The following is a 21,975-nucleotide window of genomic DNA, read 5'->3' as shown; positions in this document are numbered from 1 at the left end:
TAAACTTTTGCCAATTAGTTAGCTTAAAAATCATGCCCTTTTTACATAAGAGGAATAAAAGGTATTTGTAAATACATTAAATCGTAAAAAATGAGTGTATCATAAATATAGAGTTGTCATCCTGAGCTTGTCGAAGGAACTGTTTAAGTGCTTTTGATAAAGCGTTTCGACAAGCTCAACGTGACGGGGCTTGAATTTAACCTTATGGTACAGCCTCATTAAAATTATTTCTTAAATAGCTGCTTAAGCAAAGGTGTAGGGATCTGTAATGTTGTTGCATCTGAAAAATCACCTGCAAAGGTTTTCACTTTAACGTTTTGCAGTTTTACACTCGATGTATCTGTTGTTTTGATACTCAGATTATCAAAAGGGAAAGGTTTTTTGCTATTGTCATCCGTGTTTCCGATTTCAATTTCTGATTTATTTGCCGTAATATATAAATCTTTAAAAGCGTTGGTAAAACCACTAAACTTAGTTTTGTTTAGATTGAGGTAAAGTTTTCCGATTTTGGTTGGGTTGATAACACTTGTTATTTTTCCTTTCTCATCGTTGGTTGTAATGTCTCCCGATAAGAATAAACTTCCTCCATTATCAATATCCAACAGTAAGGAATCTGAATGGGCACTAAATTCCAGGAGATCTGCGTTAGCAACTGAAGCTTTGTTAATTTTTGGACAATAAATAACGATAACAATTTTTTCAATGCCATTATCCTCACTAAAATTTTTAATCGATAGTTGAAGTACGCCGTTTGCATCTACCTCATACTTTAAATCATTTTTAAACTTTTCGGGAATCTTAAGGCCATACTTATTATCTTCTTTTACAAAAAGTTGTACACTAAAACCCTTTGCATCTTTAATCTGAACTGCATTGAAAGGCGATTGCAATGAAATGCTAACCCTTTCTTTTGATTTTTGTTCAAAAGACTCATTGTTGATGTTTTGTGTTCCTAAATAGGTGTCTTCAGGACCTTTTTCTTTATAATTTACCTTGATATTTATGCCTACCACTAAAATCGGTATAACAATTAATAGCACCGCCAGGCTAATTAATAGTTTATTGCTTGTTTTCATATTTTTAAGCGTTAAAATTTTCTTTTACAAATGTTTCGTATTTGCTTTTCAGTTCATCAAAGCCAATATTCAATAAATAAATGTTTCTGAATACTACGGGAAGCTCATCGTCCATAAATAGCACTTTTCTATAGCTTTTCACATGGTCAATGGCATCATCGCCAACAAAAAAGCCGATTCCCCTTTTATTATTGATAATGCTCTTATTTTGCAGTAATTCGTAAGTACGCATTACTGTATTTGGGTTAACCTCAAGTTCAACCGCTAATTCCCTAACTGAGGGTACTTTTTCTTCGGCTTTCCATTTTCCGAGCAAAATATGTTCACAAACGTATTCTGCAATTTGAAGGTATATTGCCTTGTTATCTCTAAATTCCATATCTATACCTTTTAATTAAACTTCTTTTTCTTTAAGACGGATGTAAGTAATCGTCCAAATAATTAGGGTGATGATGCTTGTTGCCAATAAAATTGTTAGCAAAACCCAGTCTTTATCTTCTTTTCTAAAATGATGATGATTAGCAACTTTACCCTCCATTAGCCATATCGAAAGTTTAACCACCAGGTAAGAAGCTAGGCCAATGAAAACCATAGCCGAAAGAGCCGTTTTGATATAGTGAAAACGGTTAAAATAGACAGATCCTAACAGGAACAGGCTGGTAATGAGAAAGGGGAAAGCAAAAAAGTAGCCGCAATATTTTCTATAGCCTTCATCATTAAATACCTGATAAGTAATCGTTTCAACTTCTCTAACAGCCCCGTTTTTTGGTAAGAGGCCTTTAAAGGCTTCAAGGTGACCGTTCAGGTATTTTACAAAGGCCAAATCTGTTAAATAAAAGATTAACAGATAGCTAAACAAACTTATTATTGCAGTGTAAACTACACCTGCCAGAAATTTTTCGAATACTGAAGCGGGTGTCATCAGTTCTAAAATGGCCCTCGATTTCTGTCCCAGGATATTAAAATAGCTACTGGCTACGATGCTGATAAAAACAAATCCCAAAATCAGGAAAAGAGGGTAGCGGAAACGCATATCGAGGTTGCCGTCGTAGTCAAAATTATTGTCTTTAAGTGGCGATGGAATACTATAACTATAAAAGCCTACTACTATTCCCAACAGCACAACAAGGCTGATCAGATAGATTTTCCCAAAGTCTAACCACTGTCTTTTAAGCAATAAGCCAAATCGGTTGATATTAAATGTGTTGTTCATCGCTTAACTGAATAAAGGTTTAAATTTGATTTTTTCTGCAAGTATGGCATTGAAAAGAAGCTCCATATCTAATTTGCTGTCTTCTTGATGATAATTTGGCATTACCGCATTATAACCAGAGAGTGATGCCTCTGCATAAATAATGCTGTCATCAATTTCCTTTACTTTTTTGAAAGTTAACTTTGCGGTAATTTCTTCTACCGAAGCTTTAAGTGCTACATCATTTTCATCGAGCATAATCACCGTATCGATCAGATTATCTAAATCCCTAACCTGGTGGGTAGAGATGATGATACACCGTTCGTCTGTCATCGCAGAAGCCATAATTTTTCTGAACTGCGCTTTAGAAGGAATGTCTAAACCGTTAGTCGGCTCATCCATAATAACCAGTTTGGCTTGTGTAGCCAGTCCAAAGGCGATAATTACTTTTTTCTTCTGGCCATAGCTCATGTTGATGAGTTTCTGTTCAACCGGAATATCAAATTCCTTAATCAGATCGGTAAAATACTGGTGATCGAAATTTTTGTAAAATGGAGCATTTGCTTTTAAATAGGCATCTATTTTTACTGAAGGCAAATAAAATTCTTCAGGTATAAAACAAATCTGCTCTAATAGTGCGGGTTGTCTTTTTGCTGGATTAAAGCCCATTACCTCCAAGGTGCCGCTCTGTGCATATACTAAACCGGCCAGATTTTTTAATAAGCTCGATTTGCCAGCGCCATTTTTTCCAAGCAAACCGTAAATATGACCATTGCTTAACCGCATGCTCATATTTTTAAATAATGGCTTATGCTTGCTGTAGCCAAAATTAAGATTGTTAATATTTATCATATCTACTGTATTAGTTAAATAATACACTAATGTATGATGTTGTTTGGTAATCTCCAAATTTTTGTAGAAAAAAGTTTAGCGGTAAGCGAATAGCGGTGGGCGTTTGACACGGAAAACGTAAAATGGATGAGGAAATTGATTTGCGATCTAAAACGATGCGCTTTGTGCCCTCTGTAATTTTCTCTGTGTTCTTTGTGGTTAAAAAATAGATATGCGCTCATCGCTCCACGCACTCCGCCATGGAAAGGTAAAATATGAGTTTAATAACTGTTGCATTAAAACATCCTTGATGAGGAGATTGTATGTTTGTGGAAAAGCAAATCACACGATATGTCTAAATTATTTTCTCCTTTTACCATAAAGGATGTAACCTTAAAAAATAGAATTGTTATTTCGCCAATGTGTCAGTATTCTGCTGTTGATGGTTTTGCAACCGATTGGCATTTGGTGCATTTAGGAAGCCGTGCCGTTGGTGGTGCAGGTTTAATTATCCAGGAAGCTTCTGCAGTAACTGCCGATGGAAGAATCACCTATGCCGATTTGGGCATTTGGAAAGATGAACATGTAGATAAATTGAAACAGATTGTTTCATTTATTCATAATAATGGGGCTATTGCGGGCATCCAGTTGGCGCACGCAGGTAGAAAAGCCAGTTGTGAAGTGCCCTGGAAAGGTGGCGAACAAATTGCCGCTGGTGAAAATAGCTGGAAACCAGTTGCGCCATCTCCAATTTCTTTTAAGCCAGGACAGGTTGAACCACATGAATTAACGATATCAGAGATTCAGGATATTGTTTTTGCTTTCCGGGCAGCTGCTAAACGTGCATTGGATGCAGGCTATAAAGTTGTAGAAATACATGCTGCGCACGGTTATTTACTGCATCAGTTTTTTAGTCCGCTGAGCAATAAACGTACAGATGTTTATGGCGGAAGTTTCGAAAACCGTATTCGTTTGGTAATCGATGTGGTTGAAGCTGTACAATCGGTATGGCCAGAAAATTTGCCTTTATTTGTTCGCATTTCTGCAACGGATTGGACGGAAGGTGGCTGGAACGAGAACGACTCGCTACAATTGGCAGCGGTGTTAAAAGATCGCGGTGTTGATTTAATTGATACCTCATCGGGTGGTAATGTGCCTGATGCATTTATCCCTGCGGGACCAAACTATCAGGTTCCTTTTGCTGATAAGATCAGAAATGAAATTGGCATTTATACAGGTGCTGTGGGGGTGATTGTAGGGGCGCGGCAGGCGGAAGAAATTTTAGAACAAGGCAAAGCTGATTTGATTTTTATTGCCCGCGAATCGTTACGTGATGCTTATTTTCCTACACATGCGGCGCAAGTGCTTGGCGATGATACCGAATGGCCAAACCAATACATTAGGGCCAAAAGGGAAATGGTTAAGAAATAATAATTGGTTATTGCCCTGTGCTAATTTTTCATCTGGTTAAGGGTTTACGTGCCAGAAAGACGCTGATCCCGAACATTCGGGACAGCATGACGATCTTAGAAAAAAAGACAAAGCTGGCATTTGCCGGCTTTGTCTTTTTTAATCAATTATGATGTAGCTGGCACATAGTACCTCAATCCAACCCACCTAAACCCGATATAAGTGGATGTCCCGATTTTCTATCGGGGCAGGAACATTAGCGGGACCGGAGCCAAGCTAAAAGGTACTGCCATTGCTTTCCAAATAAATAATATGATATTAATTGCAAAGCACAAAGTAAATCTATTTAGCTATTAATTTGCCTTTATTAGATTGCTTCGTGCCTCGCAATGACGGATTTGTTTGTTATTTTACCAGTGTAAAAGGAACATACAATCCGAAAGTGATATTTCTACCGGTATTGTACACGCCTAAATTAGGATTCTCCTGATCAAAACGACCTGGTTTAAATCTACTTAAAGCATCATAATATTTCTGATCTAGCAAGTTGTTGGCCGAAACAGATAATTTGATTGGTTGTTTGCCTAAATTAAATGTAGCACCAATACCTGCGTTTAATAGCGTATAACCGCTGGTTGGCGTTTCGAAAACATCATCCACACGTGTTTGTTTAAATGCCGAGTTGATACCAACAGATAGGTATGCATCATTTGTTCCTTTCAGTTTAGGCTCGAAACGCAACTCGTTTCTCAAAGTTCCTGCAGGAATAAATGAAAGTGGCCTGTTTAAAGTGTTATTCTGTGCATGAACGTATCCAAAGGTATTCTCGAAGTGGATAAACGGAACAGGGTGGATGGTTAAGCTTGCTTCAGCACCGTAAAGATTCGCGTTTACCTGTCCGTAACGGTAAACATCATAAAGTGTACCTTCAGCTTCTCTTTGTTCGCCATTGTTGGAAGCGTAAATATAATTGTGGATGTAGTTGTTATAAACACTTGCACTTGCACTCACAATTTTTCCTTCATATTCTAATGCCACATCTACCTGGTAACTGCGCTCAGGACTTAAACCAGAATTACCGATTTCATATCTAAAAGTACCTTCGTGCACACCGTTTGATCCTAGTTCTGCTGGATTTGGCGCACGGAAAGCAGAACCTACGTTAGTTTTAAAGTTCCACTCTTCGTTAAATTGGTGCGTAAAACCCAATGCACCACTTACATTGGAAAACTTATTTTTGAAAGGTGCAAAAAGTTCTTCACCATCATCAAATAATTGTTTTCCGTTGTTTTTTCTAAAATCGTAACGTGCACCGATGCTAAATGTATTGTTCTCCCAGTTTTTCTTGGCAAAAGCAAAAACACCTAAACCAAAAGTATCGTAAGCTGGGATTAAAAATTCTGTTCCTTTATTTTGGCTATGTGCATCATCTACACTTACCCCAAAAACGGGCTGCCATCCATTGGTTTCGTGTATATAATATTTCAGGTCTGCATTGTAGGTTTTAAGATCGAAGAATAATGCAGGGTCCGGTCCATCTAACTCACGGCGTTGGTTTTGTTGATAGCCAAAATCAGCTTTCAAATTGCCGTTACCGATAATGAAATTGTTGTTCAATGCAATTTTAAAGTGCCTGATATCCTGACGAGGGTATTCTAAAGTACGGTTTTTGTAATCATCGTTTGTAAAAGCGCTACCATCTTCTTTTACAAAATTTCCATTGTCATCTAAAGTTGGCTCATAAAAGCCAATATTGTTATGAAAGTTAGAAACGTTTAAGTGGGTATAACCCCAGCTTTTATTTAAACCTACCATACCACTTAAATCGGTTTCGTTAAACCCCGAATTAGGGAAGTAACCTGTTGGTGTTTTAAAAGAGTAAGCATTTTTATACGTTCCGCGAGCTCTCCAAACAAACCCGTTTTCGTTACCATTTAACATTAACGAGTTAGCGGTAAGGCCATTATTTGTAGAATAATTGGTAATAAATTCTCCTTTAATCTGCCCTTCGGGTGCGGTACTTGGCTCTAATAGGTTAATTACACCACCGAGTGCATCAGAACCGTACATTAACGATGCAGCGCCACGTAAAACTTCAATGCGGTCTGATTTAAACTGATCGATTTCAATACCATGCTCATCGCCCCATTGCTGGCCTTGTTGTTTTATCCCATCATCTAAAGTTACAATTCTGTTGTAACCCAAGCCTCTGATTACAGGCTTAGAAATAGATGGGCCAGTAGTAATTTGTGATACACCGGGTATTTTAGTTAAGGCATCAATTAAATTGGTTGAGGGCTGTAAAAGCTGATCCTTGCCAATTACTGCAGAAGAAGCACTATTTCTTTTGCTGGTACTGCTGATCAAACTTCCGGTAATTACAATCTCCTTTGTTTCTATGGCAGTAGGTTGTAAAGAAAATTCTAATCCGGCTGCGCTTGCAAAATTTACCACCTGTGTAGTGGTTTTATAGCCAATATAATGTACCTCAATAAGATAACTTCCTTTTGAAGGAAGGTTATTCAATGTAAATTCTCCATCATTGTTGGTTACTGCCGAAACTTTTAAATCAGGAATAAAAATGGTTGCCCCTGGCAACGTTTGTTTGGTGCTGGCATCAATAACCTTACCTGTTATATTCTTTAAAGCGGCAGCAAAAACAGTGCTGCTTAATAATGTATATAGAATTACCAAGCCAATAAGCTGTAATTTTTTCATGTGTTGTAGTAAATAAAAATGATAGAAAAACCAAAGCAATAGCTAAATGAAGCCAGTTTTAGTTTTTCAAATAAATAATTTGATTAAGCGCGGATGCGCTTGAAAAGAAAAAATTATGCTAAAGGGGGACCTCGTAAGCAAGTGCGCTTTATTTCGGTAAAAGCATTGTTTAAGGTAGGTTCGATTCGGCTAAAAATTTTGGCCGATAAGAAGATTCTGTAAATGTGGTGCGTTTGCACATAATTTTTTTCAAAACTAGCATTACAGATTAAACAGGTATCGCCATGGGCCTGCACGTGGCTAACATGTTTACAGTTGACCTCTTTCTGCACAACCGGAAGAGGGTTATGGTGGTGAAGTACACTCCACGGAGTTAAAGCAATAGCAAATACAATCAGCATAAATGCCGATAAATATTTCTTAATGTTTTGTCTATGCTTTTTCAACAGGCCAAAAGTAGTAATTCCTAAGCAATTATATATATTTACAAAGTAACATTGTATTTATGGTTTTATGACTCGCGATTTAGTCAATGGTTTAAGGGGAGTGATGAGTTTAGTAATAAGTTATGGACATGCCAGTTGTGCGTCAATTTCGTTGTTATACACAATAGGAGGATAGTAAATTATGAAGTTTATCAGGAAAAATATATTCAATGCACTATTTATCATTATCCTTTTGATAATTGTTTTTGTACCTGATGCAAAAGCATTTTTAATTAGGGGATTAATGGAAATTGGTTTTTATTCGCCAAAAGTTGAAAGCCCAAAGGAAATCGCAACGAGCCTTGACGGAATCCAGTTTAAGGATGTAAAAGGAAATGTGATTGATCTTGGCGATTTAAAAGGAAAAGTCATTTTTCTTAATTTCTGGGCAACCTGGTGTCCTCCCTGTAGAGCTGAAATGCCATCGATTAACAAATTATACACTCAGTTTAAAAATGATAAAAATGTTGTTTTCATTTTTGCGGATGCAGATGGCGATTTTGCCAAATCGGGCAAGTTTATGTCCGACCGTAAATATGCGATGCCCGTTTATAAAGTAGAAAGTGAGATTCCTGAAAAAGTATTTGCAGGCGCTTTACCAACCACAGTTATTTTTGATAAACAGGGCCGTTTGTCTTTCAAACATGAAGGCGTAGCCAATTATGCAGATAAAAAGATAGTCGACTTTCTCAATAAGTTAAAGAACACAAAATAACTTTCTCCAATAACCAAAACATTCCTAATCCTTCCTAAAATTTGAGGTTCAAATGATATTTCTATTTGCGATATATGTAGTTAACTACATATCTTTGGCAGATAATATTTAACAATGCAAAACGACTTTAAAATTGAACGGTTAGATAATCAATTCTGTGAAGCGATTATTGGGTTAATTCTACCTATCCAACAAATAGAATTTAATGTAGATATCGATTTGGCGGCACAGCCAGATTTGTTGGATATAGAAAAAAATTATAATGGCTCAGGTGGTGCTTTTTGGGGTGCCATACTAAATGGTGAACTGATCGGTACCATTGCCTTAATTGCTGTTCCTGAGCATCAATCGGGGGCAATCAGAAAAATGTTTGTTAAAAAGGAATTCCGAGGGAAAGATTTGGGTGTTGCGCAAGCTTTATTAAAAACACTTCTAGCCTACTGTGAGGATAATAACCTGAATGAGGTATATTTGGGTACAAAAGACGTATTGCAGGCGGCCTGCCGTTTTTATGAACGTAATGGATTTAAACCAGTTGCAATGGAAGATTTGCCGGTTTACTTCCCTCGGATGGCTGTAGACAATGTTTTTTATAGCCTGGATTTAAAATCTCTTTAATGGAACAAAATGTAATTGATGCTTCTGGTTTATTGGCCATTTCTACCCGATTGCAAAGGCTGAGCGATCAGATCCGTAAAGATGGTCTGTTGATTTATAAAGCATTCGGAATTGATTTTCAACCCAAATGGTTCCCTGTGCTTTATACTTTATATAAAAAATCGACGATGAACGTGGTTTCGTTGTCAGATGAAATTGGTTATGCACATCCTTCTACCATCAGTTTGTTAAAAGAATTGGAGAAGGAGAAACTGATCCGGTCTAAAAAAGATAAAATAGATACCCGTAAACGTTTGGTTGAACTCACAGAAAAGGGTACAGCACTTCTTTCCACTATGGAGCCTGTTTGGGATGTGATTATTAAAGCCACAGCAGAAATTACGAATACGGAAAATAACTTAATGAAGGCTATAAATGAGGTTGAGGCATCGTTAAAGGAAAAAAGCTTTCTGCAGCGGGCCGAGGTTTATATTAAGAAATAATTGAATTAGAGAATGATTGAATGACCGAGAAGGTTAACCAATGATTTTACTATTTTTGCCCCCATGATTTCATTTTTCGAGGCTTCACTTAAGCAACTTTCTATCCACCACACAGGCAATAAATTGCTTGAAGAGTATTATAAATTATCTGATGCTCCTTTAAAAATTGATGATGAAGTGTTGGGAAACCTGTTGATGCAGTATTTCTTAAAACCTTTCGAAAAGGTAAATGAGGCCTACCGTTTTTATCACCCCAACGATAACCTGGAGTTGAACGAAGTATTCCATTTCGTTCATGAAATTTTCGAAAACAACGAACTTTTTCACGAAGATTCGCAACAACTGGCCAAACATTTATACGATGTAGCCAATCACCCAAAAATTAAATCTGGCGAGCTATATGTCGCTTATTTTGAAAAGGTGCAGATAGAAGGCGAGCAATTGGATGTAGTTGGCATTTTTAAATCCGAAACAAAAGATACTTACCTAAAAGTTTACCCTGAGCAGGATGGCTTTAATGTAAGTTACGAGCAAGAAGCCATCAGTATTAATAAATTGGATAAAGGCTGCCTGATTTTTAACGTTGATAAAGAAGAAGGCTATAAAGTTGTGGTGCTGGATCAATCGAAAAGTAGCAACGATTCTGCTGTTTACTGGAAAGATGAATTTTTGAAGCTGAAAATCAGGAACGACAGTTATAACCAAACCAATAATGTTTTAGGGGTTTACAAAAACTTCGTTACACAGAAACTTGATGACGATTACGAAATCAGTAAAGCGGATAAAATCGATCTCTTAAACCGCTCGATGAAGTATTTCAAAGAAAAAGAAACCTTTGATATTGAGGAATTCGGTAATGAAGTAATTGGTAATGCCGAAGGGATTGAATCATTCAAAAACTATAAGAAGAATTACGAGCAAGAGTACGAAAGCCCGATTGCCGATAATTTTGAAATCGCCGAATCCGCTGTTAAAAAACAAGCCCGTGCCTATAAAAGCGTGTTAAAGCTGGATAAAAACTTCCACATTTATATCCATGGCAATAAAGATATGATCGAAAAAGGTTACGACGATGATAAATCGATGAACTTTTACAAGGTGTATTTTAGGGAAGAGGAGTAGGGACTTTAGAGTTGGGCGTTTGGGGTTTTTGAGTTACCTAGCATGTTTCAGTAGAACAGTGCCTCCAAACTCATCACCCTCAACTACAAATTAAATCCGCTGCTGTGCCTTTAATGCCAAATACTGGTTAATTACATTAACAGTAAGTTTTTGAGGTGGGGTAAGGATGGCTAAAATGCCATGTTTGTTGAGTTCTTTAACCATTAGTTTTTTCTCGTAGATAAATTTCTCGGCAATGGTTTTATGGTAAATGCCTTCTACATCTTTTGCAGGTGCTGTGCTTAATTCTTTTAGTTCAGTATTTTCGAAAAATACAACCACCAATAAGTGGTATTTAGCTATTCTTTTTAAATATGGCAACTGTCTTTGCAGTGCCGATAAACTTTCGAAATTGGTAAAGAAAACCAAAAGGCCCCTTTGTTTTACTACTGATCGTACCGCGGAATAAAGTGCTTCGAGATTACTTTCAAGGTATCTCGTTTTTTCCTTGTAAAGCACATTCATGATAGTGCCAAGCTGAGAAGCTTTACGATCTGCTGGTACAACAGCGCCGATATTTTCAGATATCGTAATTAAACCTGCTTTATCTTCTTTAAGCATGGCCACTTTCGAAAGTGCAACGGCTGCATTTATAGCATAATCGAGTAGGCTTAATCCTTCAAAAGGCATGCGCATTACACGCGATTTATCAATTACACAATAAATATTCTGCGATTTCTCGTCTGTATAGGTATTCACCATTAAACCACCTTTTCTGGCCGTAGCTTTCCAGTTAATGGTACGGATATCGTCGCCACCAACATAATTTTTAATCTGGTCGAATTCGCTGCTTTGTCCAACCTTTCTGATTTTTTTGATCCCGAATTCTGTTAAATAGCGTGAAGCGGCCATCAATTCGTATTGACCAAGGTTAATAAAAGAAGGAAAAACAGGCAGAATCTTGGCGCCATCAAAATTATAACGGCGGTTAATTAAGCCCAGAGGTGAACTGATGTACGCTCTAATAAAACCAAAATCATACTCACCACGTTTTGTTGGGCGCAGGTTGTAGTGGATCGATTTTACTTCTGCAGATTTTAGATGAAGTTTAAAATCTTTATCCCGGAGTTGAAACTGAAAAGGTACTTCATCAATCACCCTGGCATTTATCCCAAAACCATAACTATTCCTGATTTCGATTTGTATCGGATTTTCATCGCCATTACTCAAACGTTTCGAGGTAATTCTTTTGGCATCAATCCCTTGAGTATTTCGATATAGAATAAAAATATCGATAAAAAATAAAACAAATACGACGCCAGTGGCAATTTCAGGGATATCGCCCAGCCAGGCAAAAAAGAACTTCAACAAAAAAAGCACAATGCAGAGGCCTAAAGCTGCAAACAAGCGATCGCTTAGGAATAGATTGTTGTAATATTGCTGAAAGAATTTTTTCAATGTTGTTTAATCGGTTAATTGTTTAAACTGGTTAACTGTTAGTAGCCAACTGTAAACTGAAAATTGGCTACCGATAACTGACCTATCGCGGTACTTCAATTTTTTTAATAATCTGATTAACAATGTCGCTTGTGGTTAATCCTTCCATTTCTTTTTCAGGTGATAACAATATCCTGTGCGCCAATACAGGGCCTGCAACGGCAATAATATCTTCAGGTGTAACAAAATCGCGGTTTTGAATAGCAGCGAAAGCTTTTGCGCTGTGTACAATTGCTAAAGATGCCCTTGGCGAAGCGCCTAGATAAAGTGATGAATTGTTGCGGGTTTCATTTACGATTTTGGCAATAAACTCCAATAATTTTGGCTCTACAAACAAATTGCGGATGATTGCTCTAGCCTCTTGTATCTGTTTAACAGACAATACTGGTTTTACATCGTTTAATAATGTTTTATTAACTAAAGTGTGCTGAGCCATTAAAATCGCAGTTTCTTCGGCTAACGAAGGGTATTTAACTTCTATTTTAAATAAAAACCTATCCAATTGTGCTTCAGGCAGGCGGTATGTTCCTTCCTGCTCAATCGGGTTCTGTGTGGCCAATACCATAAAAGGTTCGTCCATGATATAGGTATGGCCATCTATAGTTACCTGGCGCTCTTCCATCACCTCGAACAAGGCCGATTGGGTTTTTGCAGGTGCACGGTTAATTTCATCAACCAGAATAATATTGCCAAAAATAGGACCTTTTCTAAATTCGAAATCTCCTATTTTGGTATTAAAAATCGGGGTTCCTAAAACATCAGATGGCATTAAATCGGGGGTAAACTGAACCCTCGAAAATTGTGCATCAATAGATTTTGCCAGCAATTTAGCGCTCAGGGTTTTGGCTACACCAGGTACTCCTTCAATTAAGATGTGCCCGTCGGCAAGCAAACCAACAATTAAGAAATCAATAACCTGTTTTTGGCCGATAATGATATTTCCAAGTACATTTCTGATTTGATTTACAGCTTCATTTAAGGCACTTAAATCGGTACGTGGGTTAAACTGTTCTTGTTCCATTACTTTGCGTATTTTTATAAAACTGTTCTATGCTTTCGTTTAAATTAATCAATTGGGTATCGCTTAAATCGCCCATTGTTGGCGTTTGGATAAAATGTTTAGTCAGGGTTTTGGCCAGCGCTTCATTAATCCCTGTTTTCTCCATTAGCACCTGAGCAAATTTGCTGTCGATATCGTTGGTCTTTACATAATACCTGGTTCTTAAGTACTCCATAAAGTAATTGATCTTTTTTAAGGCTATATCGAGGTTGTTCCGCTCGTGGTAATAAACACTGCCCACCACATTAACAAAGGCCAAAGAAGAATTAGTAAGCGGATCTGCGATTGGGATAATTCTTTGCCTGCGCTTAATGTCGTACAAGACAAAAACTATCAGGCTAAATATTGCCAGATAGTATGCAAACTCCAGTTCAGGATGTTTAAAGAATACCTTGAGTATATCGGTAGCGGTGTTCTTTTGTGCAGAAAAATATTCGTCGAAAATGAGCTGCTTATTTCCATGTAAATAGCTCAAGGTTTTAGCGGCATATTCTGCACCATATTTATCTAGCAGATTAAAATTAGTGTAAAAACCGGGTTCTGCGATGAGGTAGAGATTGCCTTTTCCGTAAGCATAACGGATAAAGTTAGGCTGGCCTTTCCCATTTACGCCAAGTATTGTCGTTTTGCTGCTGTCTACCTTACTAAAATACTGGCTGCCGATGCCTCTTTCAAAACCATAGTTTGCATCAGTTTTTAGTTCTGGATTGGTGAAATTTAAGGTACTTCCTTCGGGAGACATTGCGGTAGAAGTTTGCACTTTAAGTTCCTTCCTTATTTTTCCTAAATCATAAGTGGCTATAAATACATCATTGCCCGCTTGCATATATTTTATCAGCTGTTCAAGATCAGTTTTACTAATATCTGCCTTTTGTGCAACGATTATATAAGCCGTTTTATTGAATCTTTTAGATTTTAGCGTAGTATAAACAGCTGTTTTCGACTGTTGAATACTTGCCGAGGGCAAAATATCTTTAATTCTATTGTATAAAATATATGTTCCGTAAGGGATTTTATCTTTAATAGCATATGTTGGCGCCCAGTTTGTTGGCGTAGGCTTATTATACTGCGCAATTAAATAACCCAAAATTAGAATGGAACCGATAATCAGGTATAATTTGTAGCCTTTCATTTAATCTGGTTGTTAAACTGGTTAAACGATTGCTTAATAGGGTCGAATTTCACTTCATCGATAGGGAAATCGCCATACCAGATATAATCGAACTGTAGGGTAAGCTGGCTAAAATCGTTTCTCAGCTCTGGCTTACTGATTTCCATTAAATAATTATAATTGGTTTTATCGGGCTGCCATTGGATAATTTCGGCATCGCTCAATTTTTTTAGCGCCCTCAAGTATAAAAGCCTAACGGCCAAACGGAATTTTCTTTCGGCAACTAATCTTTGTAATTCCTGTTCATAATCTATCTCATGGATGTTTTCGGTAATTACATCGTATGGAAGAATTGTTTCTTTCGATTTTTTAGCGAAGATTTTTTCTGCTCCAATAACTTTAACCACAATAAATATGATCAGCGCAACACCAAGTCCGATAAAAATATACCTGGAAAAAATGTTGGATGCTGCTCCCTGAAATAGTTCGCCGATTATACCCCAGAACCATAACCAAAATTTGTCCCATAACGATAATTGTTGTTGACCTATTTCGTCGTATTGAAACTCTTTTTGTTCTTTATAATTGCTTATGGCCTCTTTATCAAATTTCGAGGCCACAACCTTACTGGTATCTGTTTTAATTACAACAGTTACAGGCTTAGGTTTAGCTGTCTGTGCTTTGTTGATTACCGGAATAAAAAACAAAAGTGAAACAAGAAGATATCGGAATAGTGCTGGCTGCATTTTAATATTCTTCAGGTCTGGTATCTATAGGTTTTTCGGTAATGCCAAAATTAGAAATCCGTTCCATTAGGCCGGGGCTTTCTTTTTGTTCAACCAAACTGAAATAGGCCAATGAAATGGTAATGATGGGGATGATGGTAAACACCTGGCATAATGACTGCAAAACTGTTGTAATCATGGTTAGTGTTAAAGACATGTGTGGGGTTTTATGCGTAAACATACCAATCATATTAAATAAACTTGTAGGTAAAACAATCATGCTCATACAGGCAGAAACAATAATCCAAACAACGGCAAGCGTACCGAAAGTAATCCAGAAATTATCTTTTATAATTTTGAAGCTTCTGCTAAAAGAGTAACCTAAAGAACCATTTTCGATTACCATAATGGGGAACATCATGGCCACATAAGGGAATAGCCAGAAGCCAGGTACAAGGCAAAACATAAAGGCTATGCATAACAGGATAATCAATACGATAGAACTGCCAAAAATCCGGAAGAAGTAATACTTAAAATATCCCCATACTTCATCGGTGGTTGGTGTTTGGTTCCCTTTCTGCACATATACAGCGACATAAGAAAGTATGGCAACACTCATACTGACGTAACTTGCCATGCTAAATAATAGTGATAAAAAGTATTCAATACCGTAAATAGACCCGAGTCCCGAGCTTTTGCCATATCTGTTCACAATGCCCGTATTTATTACATTAACCATTTTGTATTGTTGCAATAACATGGTTAACATACTAGCCAGTACAAATAGGCCACAAAATGTGAAATATATTTTAATGAGGGGCTTAAGATTTTGACGCATGAAGGTAAAGGTGTTGTTAATCACCTGTCCGAAATCTCTTCTTTTCTTAAATTCAATTTTCCCTGGCATGTTAATTTAGTGTTGCTTGTTTATTGTAGATTTTTATGGGGTATATAAATACATACCAAATAATGAAAGCTGCAGAAGATAATAAAATGAACATACTTAACCATAGCGGCATCTCAGTATGTCGGGTAACAAAACTCTCAAAAAATGCTGCAACTATAAAAATCGGTATCAGGCCAATTACAATTTTTAATCCATCTTTAGCCCCTTTTAAAACTGAAGCCATACGGGTATACGTTTTGGGAAATAAAAGGCTATTGCCCAAAATTAAACCAGCCGCGCCTGCCAAAACAATTGCCGATATTTCTAATGTGCCGTGAATCCAGATAACCAGAACTGATTGAAAGCCTAATCCCTTACTAAAAAAGAAATATTGGAATGAGCCCAGCATCACGCCATTTCTGAATAATGAAACAATAGAGCCAAATGAAAATATAATCCCCAAAACAAAGGTATATAGCGCAACATAAATATTATTAACCCCAATTTGCATAAACATCATAAACTCATTACTTTGTTTGTAAACCCCAAAAGGATCACCTTTGGCAATGTTTTCGTTTGTCATGTTTACATAACCATCACCCATAATCAATCGCACAAAAGTATCATCGTATTTTGCCGATAAAGCACCAATGGCACAAGAAACCAAGAAAAATGCCAATGCATAAAATACCTGTTTTCTGTGTTGTAGAAATATTAAGGGGAGTTCTGTTTTCCAGAAATGGATAAACCGGTTCGATTTTTCCTTTTTGTTTTTGTAAACGGATTGATGTAATTTAGAGGCTAAGCCATTGAGATAAGCGGTTGTTTTCGAATTTGGATAAAACGTTTTTGAGTAAGCCAAATCGTTAGTGATTTCGATAAACTGATTGGCCACTTCATCAGGATTTGCCTGTTGCATGGAATCATAATGTTGCCACTTCTTCGAATTCTGTTTAACAAATAATGCTTCTCTCATGTAAAGGCTTTACCAAATCTCGGGTTAAAATAGCTAATTTTTTATGGAAATGAAACCGGCATTATATTCAAATCAATTAACCAGGCTTAACAAATATACATAGATGAACAATCTAAATATGAAAATATAAGAAAACTTTAGTTTAAAAAATAAAGATCGGCCTACAGCTATTATCCTTAAAAAAAATTATGTTTGAATATGGATAGCATCAGAATTAGCACTGCTCAAAATATTGATATTGATTACGAAATTGCTGGCCTTGGAGAGCGTATAGCTGCAAGGTGTATCGATCTGGCTGGATTTCTAATTCTCGCTATAATTACTTTAGTGGTAATGGGAGCCGCACAGATGGCGATGTCGGGAAGTGCTGCAATAGTTGTTTTCTTTATTTTCCTTGCAATTTTTACTTTCTACGATCTGGTTTGCGAAATCACTATGGATGGCCAGACTTTGGGGAAGAAGGTGTTAAAGATAAAGGTAATTAGTATTGATGGTACACAACCAACACTTGGACAGTATATTTTTAGGTGGTTATTTAGGATGATTGATTTTGGTTTTCCTTTTGGATGGGGCGTTGTAGCACTGGTTTCTGTAGCAGTAACCAAAAACCATCAAAGATTGGGTGATATATTAGCAAAAACGACATTGATTAAAACTAAACCAAGAACCGAATTTTCTAACGTGGCTTTCAGTTTTAATTTACCTGAAGAATATGAACCGCAGTTTAAAGAAGTTCTGCACTTAAATGATAGAGATATAGAGCTTATTCATGAAGTGTTAACCGGCTATTACCAAACTGGGAATGCCGATTTAATTTATGCCATGGCAGCCAAAACCAAAGAACATATTTTCGTAACCATTCCGGCGGGGATGAATGAACTGCAGTTTCTAGAGGCGGTGCTAAAAGATTATAACCACCTTACTGCTACAATGGCCTAGTTAAGCAGCGAGATAGTTGAATGGTGTATAGGGCAAATTTCTGGCGATCCAGAATATCATTACGATAGCAAAAATTACTTTAGGTGTATTTGGGTTATACCAAAAGCGCATTACCAGGTTCTTCTTTGTTGAAAAAGAATAAATTTTGAAAGCCAGCTGGGTAATAAGTAGTGGTAAGCTGAGTACAAGGAGTAGATTATATCCTGCAGCTTTTTGAATATCGAGGTGAAGCAGGGCATGTATTGCCCTTTGTGAACCGCAACCAGGGCAATCGAGGTGTAAATATTTGTGAAAAGGGCATTCCGGAAAGAAATTGTACATCTCAGGATTAAATTTATAGTAAATTATCACAAGTGCTAACCCTATAACGATTCCTAAGATGTACATTAATTTCATCTATCTGTAATTACTCATCATGGCACCGCCAAAACCTAGCACCACAAAAAATAATATATATAAGACATAAACTCCAATTCCAATAAAGAATCCAATTTTTGTCCATTTGCCAGCGGCTTGAGAGGCTGCCTGAGCCCCTGCATAGTCGCCCATGGCATATTTACTATTAACATTAGCCGCATTTACAATACCAGCTATTCCAAAAGGCAGGCAGCAGAATAATGTAACCAGAATTGATTCTACAAGCCAGTTCTTTGGCGCTGGGCCTTGATTTCCGAATGGTGTTTGTCCAAACGGTTGCTGACCGAAGGGTGCTTGTTCTTGAGGTTTTTGATCTTCCATAGTATCAACTTTTAAGTGTATTAATTTAAATAGTTAAACTAAAATATATTTTTTAATTTAAAAACAGCATAAACAAACGTTTAATTATTTCAATACATTTGCCACTTTTGGTAATAAAGCGGTTGCCCATTCGGTGTACATTTTAGCGCTTGGGTGCAACCCGTCGCTCGCCACTAACGATAAATTTGTTGCAGCATTTCGAGATGCCGGTGTAATGTTGGTATAGTTTACGCCAGCTGAAAGCGTGATTTCTTGGTTTGCAGCGTTAAAGCTATCGATTTCATTGGCAATAGTTTGTGGATTTCGCCCCGAGTTTTTGCCAAAGGGCGTAGCGCCCCAATCTGGAATAGAAACTACAAAAACCTTATTCTTGTTGCCTCCGGCAAAAGCGATTGCCGTTTGTAACAATTCTGTGAACTCCTTTTTGTAAGTATTTATCGGATAACCCCGATATTGATTGTTTACACCAATTAAGAGTGTAACAAAACTATAGGTGCCTGTTAAATTCTCTTTTTTTATAGCGCCCTGCAGCTCATCTGTAGTCCAACCGGTAACCGCAATAATTTTTGGATTTGCTACAGTGCTGCCTTGAGCTTTTAATAAACTTTGAAGCTGATAAGGAAAAGATTCTGCCTGTTTAACCGATTCGCCAATGGTATAAGAATCGCCAAGTGCCAGATATGTAAAATCACCTTCTCCATTTGAAGAAGCGTTTGTTCGGTCGATAACGGGTTCAGTAGGCATAGGCTGTTGTTTTGTGCAGCCCGAAGTTAAGAAAGAAAATAAAATGGCGCTTAATAAAATCTTCATAGCTTAATCTACGAATTAGCGTTCGGTTTAGTTTTATTCAACCAATTAAATCAGCTGCATTTTAAAGAGCTCGGCAATATGATTCTTTAATTTTCCTTTTACCTCTTCCATATCAAGATGATAACCCAGCTCCTTTGCTAAAGAAGTTACAGCCTTATCATCGATGCCGCAGGGCACAATATTTTTAAAGTAATCTAAATCTACATTTACATTAAAGGCAAAACCGTGCATGGTAACCCAACGGCTGCAACGAACACCCATGGCACATATTTTACGAGCCTTTTCGTTATCGGCATCTAACCACACCCCCGTAAAACCGGGATAACGGCCAGCTTCTATCCCATAATCTTTTAAGGTAAGGATAACGGCTTCTTCCAGCGTGCGTAAATATAAATGTATGTCGGTAAAGAAATTATCAAGATCAAGAATAGGGTAGCCCACTAGCTGCCCCGGACCATGATAAGTAATATCGCCGCCCCGGTTTATTTTATAGTAGGTTGCCTGTTTATCTTTTAATCCCTGCTCATCCAATAATAAATTTTCGGGATGCCCGCTTTTACCTAAGGTGTAAACATGTGGGTGCTCGCAAAATACAAGATGGTTTGGGGTAGGCTTATTGGTATTGTTTACACGGTTTTCTGTCTTAATGGCCACCGTTTTATTTAACAGATCTTCCTGTTTATCCCAAGCTTCCTGATAGTCTGTTAAGCCCCAGTCTGTAAAAATAGTTGGCTTTAAATCTGTTGCAATTGCTTTTTCCGCTGTCTCGTTCATCTCCATTTATTTTAAGAATTGCTGGCTACATAGCCTAACATATAACTGTCTTTGGTTTTAAAGTAATTAACGGTCAGCTCTCGCGTACCTGTTGGCAGTTCTACCAATGCGTTTAGTGAGCCTTCGTTTTTTAGCTTAAAAGGTTTAATATGGATATGCTGTTTAAATTCTAAACCCTTTTTGCCATGCCACTTATAAATAGCTTCTTTAGCGCACCACGCAACATATAAGCCATCCGTATTATCGCCAATCTGTTTCTGGGCAAGTTCTACATCGCTTAAAAACTTGTGTTTAATGCTTTTTATCTTGTGCTTAATCAGTTCAATATCAACACCTACAGCATGATCTTTGCTAATCATTACGGCAGCATAATCATAAGAATGGCTTAACGAAATATGATAGTCGAAATTAACCAGATAGGGCTTGCCATGTTCATCAAACTGACAGTCGATATACTCGGTTGTATTAAGCATTGTTCTCAATAGTAATCTTGTGCTTAACCAGTGCAGTAACCGCTTGCCGTTATTTAATGACGAAATAATGTCATGTTCATGCTGCTTAAGCTGCAGTCCAGCCAACAATTCTTCCTCCGTTTCTTCAATTTTCCAAATTGCTAAAACAGAATGCTGATCAATATTTTTATTGTAAATTATTGGCATTGATTAAATTGGAGATTACATGCAAAATTATCTTAAATAAATGATAATTTAGGCCAAAAATACGTATAAAAATGATATTATCTGATAGCAGGATATTAGAAGAAATTGAGAAGGGAACAATCATCATTGAGCCTTTTAAACGCGAATGTTTAGGAACCAACTCGTATGATGTGCACTTAGGGAAATACCTGGCTACTTATAAAAGCCGTGTGCTCGATGCGAAAGCGCACAATGAAATCGAACATTTCGAAATCCCTAAAGATGGTTATGTCCTTCATCCAGGTACGCTATATCTTGGTGTTACTTTAGAATATACCGAAACACACGGGCATGTGCCTTTTTTAGAAGGTAAAAGCAGTACCGGCCGCTTAGGTATCGATATCCATGCAACAGCAGGTAAAGGTGATGTTGGTTTTTGTAATACCTGGACATTAGAAATATCAGTAGCACAACCTGTGAAAATTTATGCCGGAATGCCTATTGGCCAATTGATTTATTTTGTTGTTGAAGGTAAAATAGAAACGATGTACAATTCAAAAGGTAATGCTAAATACAACAACAAAACCACCAGACCAGTAGAAAGTATGATGTGGAAGAATAAGTTTTAGAGATTGCTTAACTGCCGACAGCCAATTCAATTGAAAACTGGTATCTTTTTCTTTTTTGGAAATGAAAGGGAGCGTGCTATGGCCGCTTTAGTCCCGCCATTCGCTGTGGTCCCGATAGAAGGAATCGGGAGCCGCCGCTGCTGTCGGGTTTATGATTGGCAGTCTGTTCTCCGGGGACCAAACATTGTTCCTAAACCCGATTGTCGTGAATGCCGATTTTCATCGGCAGAAACAAAAGCGGGGCTGGTGAGGCCAAGTGATCAGAACTCCTCATTTCCGAATCAATAGCCTAAAGAATATTTTTTGTTTTTGGAAATGAAAGGCAGTGTAACGTGGCCGCTTTAGCCCCGCCATTTGCTGTGGTCCCGATAGAAGAATTGGGAGCCGCCGCTGCTGTCGGGTTTATGATTGGCAGTCTGTTCTCCGTGGTCCAAACATTGTTCCTAAACCCGATTGTCGTGAATGCCGATTTTTTCATCGGCAGAAACAAAAGCGGGGCTGGTGAGGCCAAGTGATCAGAACCCCTCATTTCCAAATCAATAGCTAAAGGAATATTTCCGTTCT

The 21,975-nt window shown here is 37.5% G+C and carries 23 protein-coding genes; 7 read left to right on the top strand and 16 right to left on the bottom strand.

Annotation, left to right across the window (positions count from 1 at the left end; translation table 11 throughout):
- Positions 1-224: 224 nt before the first annotated feature.
- From AC1DNH_RS17385 to AC1DNH_RS17370, 4 genes are read right to left on the bottom strand one after another with little or no spacing between them, the layout of a single operon-like run.
- Positions 225-1,076: a hypothetical protein gene (locus AC1DNH_RS17385; RefSeq protein WP_477579959.1), complete on the bottom strand. Its 852-nt coding sequence runs from the start codon at positions 1,074-1,076 to the stop codon at positions 225-227.
- Positions 1,077-1,080: 4 nt separating this feature from the next.
- Positions 1,081-1,455 (bottom strand): GntR family transcriptional regulator, encoded by a 375-nt coding sequence (locus tag AC1DNH_RS17380; RefSeq protein WP_116249211.1) that lies wholly within the window; start codon positions 1,453-1,455, stop codon positions 1,081-1,083.
- A 15-nt stretch (positions 1,456-1,470) separates the two neighbouring features.
- Complete coding sequence (locus AC1DNH_RS17375; RefSeq protein ID WP_477579961.1) at positions 1,471-2,289, bottom strand: hypothetical protein; 819 nt, start codon at positions 2,287-2,289, stop codon at positions 1,471-1,473.
- 3 nt (positions 2,290-2,292) lie between these two features.
- A complete protein-coding gene (locus AC1DNH_RS17370; protein WP_477579963.1) occupies positions 2,293-3,120 on the bottom strand; it encodes an ABC transporter ATP-binding protein in 828 nt (275 codons plus the stop codon).
- Positions 3,121-3,450: 330 nt separating this feature from the next.
- Between AC1DNH_RS17370 and AC1DNH_RS17365 the strand changes: the two genes are divergently transcribed.
- A complete protein-coding gene (locus tag AC1DNH_RS17365; RefSeq protein ID WP_477579965.1) occupies positions 3,451-4,530 on the top strand; it encodes an NADH:flavin oxidoreductase/NADH oxidase in 1,080 nt (359 codons plus the stop codon).
- A gap of 384 nt (positions 4,531-4,914) precedes the next feature.
- Here the strand turns inward: AC1DNH_RS17365 and AC1DNH_RS17360 are convergent, their stop codons facing one another.
- A complete protein-coding gene (locus AC1DNH_RS17360) occupies positions 4,915-7,227 on the bottom strand; it encodes a TonB-dependent receptor (protein WP_477625534.1) in 2,313 nt (770 codons plus the stop codon).
- Between the two features lie 627 nt (positions 7,228-7,854).
- On the opposite strand from AC1DNH_RS17360, the gene AC1DNH_RS17355 reads away from it, so the two are divergent.
- From AC1DNH_RS17355 to AC1DNH_RS17340, 4 genes are all read left to right on the top strand, one after another.
- A complete protein-coding gene (locus AC1DNH_RS17355; protein ID WP_477584430.1) occupies positions 7,855-8,427 on the top strand; it encodes a TlpA family protein disulfide reductase in 573 nt (190 codons plus the stop codon).
- A gap of 114 nt (positions 8,428-8,541) precedes the next feature.
- Entirely contained in the window at positions 8,542-9,045 is a 504-nt protein-coding gene (locus AC1DNH_RS17350; RefSeq protein WP_477584432.1) for a GNAT family N-acetyltransferase, read from the top strand.
- A complete protein-coding gene (locus AC1DNH_RS17345; protein WP_477584433.1) occupies positions 9,045-9,527 on the top strand; it encodes a MarR family transcriptional regulator in 483 nt (160 codons plus the stop codon). Before AC1DNH_RS17350 ends, AC1DNH_RS17345 begins: the two co-directional genes overlap by 1 nt.
- A 63-nt stretch (positions 9,528-9,590) precedes the next feature.
- Entirely contained in the window at positions 9,591-10,649 is a 1,059-nt protein-coding gene (locus AC1DNH_RS17340) for a nucleoid-associated protein (RefSeq protein ID WP_477584435.1), read from the top strand.
- 90 nt (positions 10,650-10,739) lie between these two features.
- Here the strand turns inward: AC1DNH_RS17340 and AC1DNH_RS17335 are convergent, their stop codons facing one another.
- The 6 genes from AC1DNH_RS17335 to AC1DNH_RS17310 form a co-directional block, all read right to left on the bottom strand.
- Entirely contained in the window at positions 10,740-12,086 is a 1,347-nt protein-coding gene (locus tag AC1DNH_RS17335) for a DUF58 domain-containing protein (protein ID WP_477609096.1), read from the bottom strand.
- Positions 12,087-12,168: 82 nt separating this feature from the next.
- Positions 12,169-13,146: an AAA family ATPase gene (locus AC1DNH_RS17330; protein WP_215129456.1), complete on the bottom strand. Its 978-nt coding sequence runs from the start codon at positions 13,144-13,146 to the stop codon at positions 12,169-12,171.
- Entirely contained in the window at positions 13,127-14,317 is a 1,191-nt protein-coding gene (locus tag AC1DNH_RS17325; RefSeq protein WP_477585338.1) for a DUF4350 domain-containing protein, read from the bottom strand. The genes AC1DNH_RS17330 and AC1DNH_RS17325 overlap by 20 nt, the downstream gene beginning before the upstream one ends.
- The gene (locus AC1DNH_RS17320) at positions 14,314-15,042 is read right to left on the bottom strand and encodes a DUF4129 domain-containing protein (RefSeq protein WP_477609098.1); all 729 of its coding nucleotides are present in this window, start codon (positions 15,040-15,042) and stop codon (positions 14,314-14,316) included. The genes AC1DNH_RS17325 and AC1DNH_RS17320 overlap by 4 nt, the downstream gene beginning before the upstream one ends.
- Before the next feature lies 1 nt (position 15,043).
- Entirely contained in the window at positions 15,044-15,928 is an 885-nt protein-coding gene (locus tag AC1DNH_RS17315; protein WP_477585054.1) for a hypothetical protein, read from the bottom strand.
- A 1-nt stretch (position 15,929) separates the two neighbouring features.
- Complete coding sequence (locus AC1DNH_RS17310; RefSeq protein WP_477585053.1) at positions 15,930-16,883, bottom strand: stage II sporulation protein M; 954 nt, start codon at positions 16,881-16,883, stop codon at positions 15,930-15,932.
- Positions 16,884-17,081: 198 nt separating this feature from the next.
- Here AC1DNH_RS17310 and AC1DNH_RS17305 point away from each other — a divergent pair, with 198 nt between their 5' ends.
- Positions 17,082-17,822 (top strand): RDD family protein, encoded by a 741-nt coding sequence (locus tag AC1DNH_RS17305; RefSeq protein WP_477625533.1) that lies wholly within the window; start codon positions 17,082-17,084, stop codon positions 17,820-17,822.
- Here AC1DNH_RS17305 and AC1DNH_RS17300 read toward each other — a convergent pair whose 3' ends face one another.
- From AC1DNH_RS17300 to AC1DNH_RS17280, 5 genes are all read right to left on the bottom strand, one after another.
- Positions 17,823-18,143: a DUF2752 domain-containing protein gene (locus tag AC1DNH_RS17300; RefSeq protein ID WP_477584322.1), complete on the bottom strand. Its 321-nt coding sequence runs from the start codon at positions 18,141-18,143 to the stop codon at positions 17,823-17,825.
- Between the two features lie 75 nt (positions 18,144-18,218).
- Positions 18,219-18,560 (bottom strand): CD225/dispanin family protein, encoded by a 342-nt coding sequence (locus AC1DNH_RS17295; RefSeq protein WP_083488603.1) that lies wholly within the window; start codon positions 18,558-18,560, stop codon positions 18,219-18,221.
- Positions 18,561-18,644: 84 nt separating this feature from the next.
- The gene (locus AC1DNH_RS17290) at positions 18,645-19,370 is read right to left on the bottom strand and encodes an SGNH/GDSL hydrolase family protein (RefSeq protein WP_477584320.1); all 726 of its coding nucleotides are present in this window, start codon (positions 19,368-19,370) and stop codon (positions 18,645-18,647) included.
- 45 nt (positions 19,371-19,415) lie between these two features.
- The gene (lipB, locus tag AC1DNH_RS17285) at positions 19,416-20,144 is read right to left on the bottom strand and encodes a lipoyl(octanoyl) transferase LipB (RefSeq protein ID WP_477584318.1); all 729 of its coding nucleotides are present in this window, start codon (positions 20,142-20,144) and stop codon (positions 19,416-19,418) included.
- An 11-nt stretch (positions 20,145-20,155) separates the two neighbouring features.
- Positions 20,156-20,803 (bottom strand): 4'-phosphopantetheinyl transferase family protein, encoded by a 648-nt coding sequence (locus tag AC1DNH_RS17280; protein ID WP_477584317.1) that lies wholly within the window; start codon positions 20,801-20,803, stop codon positions 20,156-20,158.
- Between the two features lie 71 nt (positions 20,804-20,874).
- Between AC1DNH_RS17280 and dcd the strand changes: the two genes are divergently transcribed.
- Positions 20,875-21,411 carry a dCTP deaminase gene (gene dcd / locus AC1DNH_RS17275; protein ID WP_215129483.1) on the top strand — a complete coding sequence of 179 codons (537 nt, stop codon included), beginning with the start codon at positions 20,875-20,877 and terminating at the stop codon, positions 21,409-21,411.
- Positions 21,412-21,975: the final 564 nt, after the last annotated feature.

The organism is Pedobacter sp. 01N310, from assembly GCF_056399805.1.
Note: the sequence above shows the minus strand (reverse complement) of the source record. Positions and strands in the feature narration are given on the sequence as shown.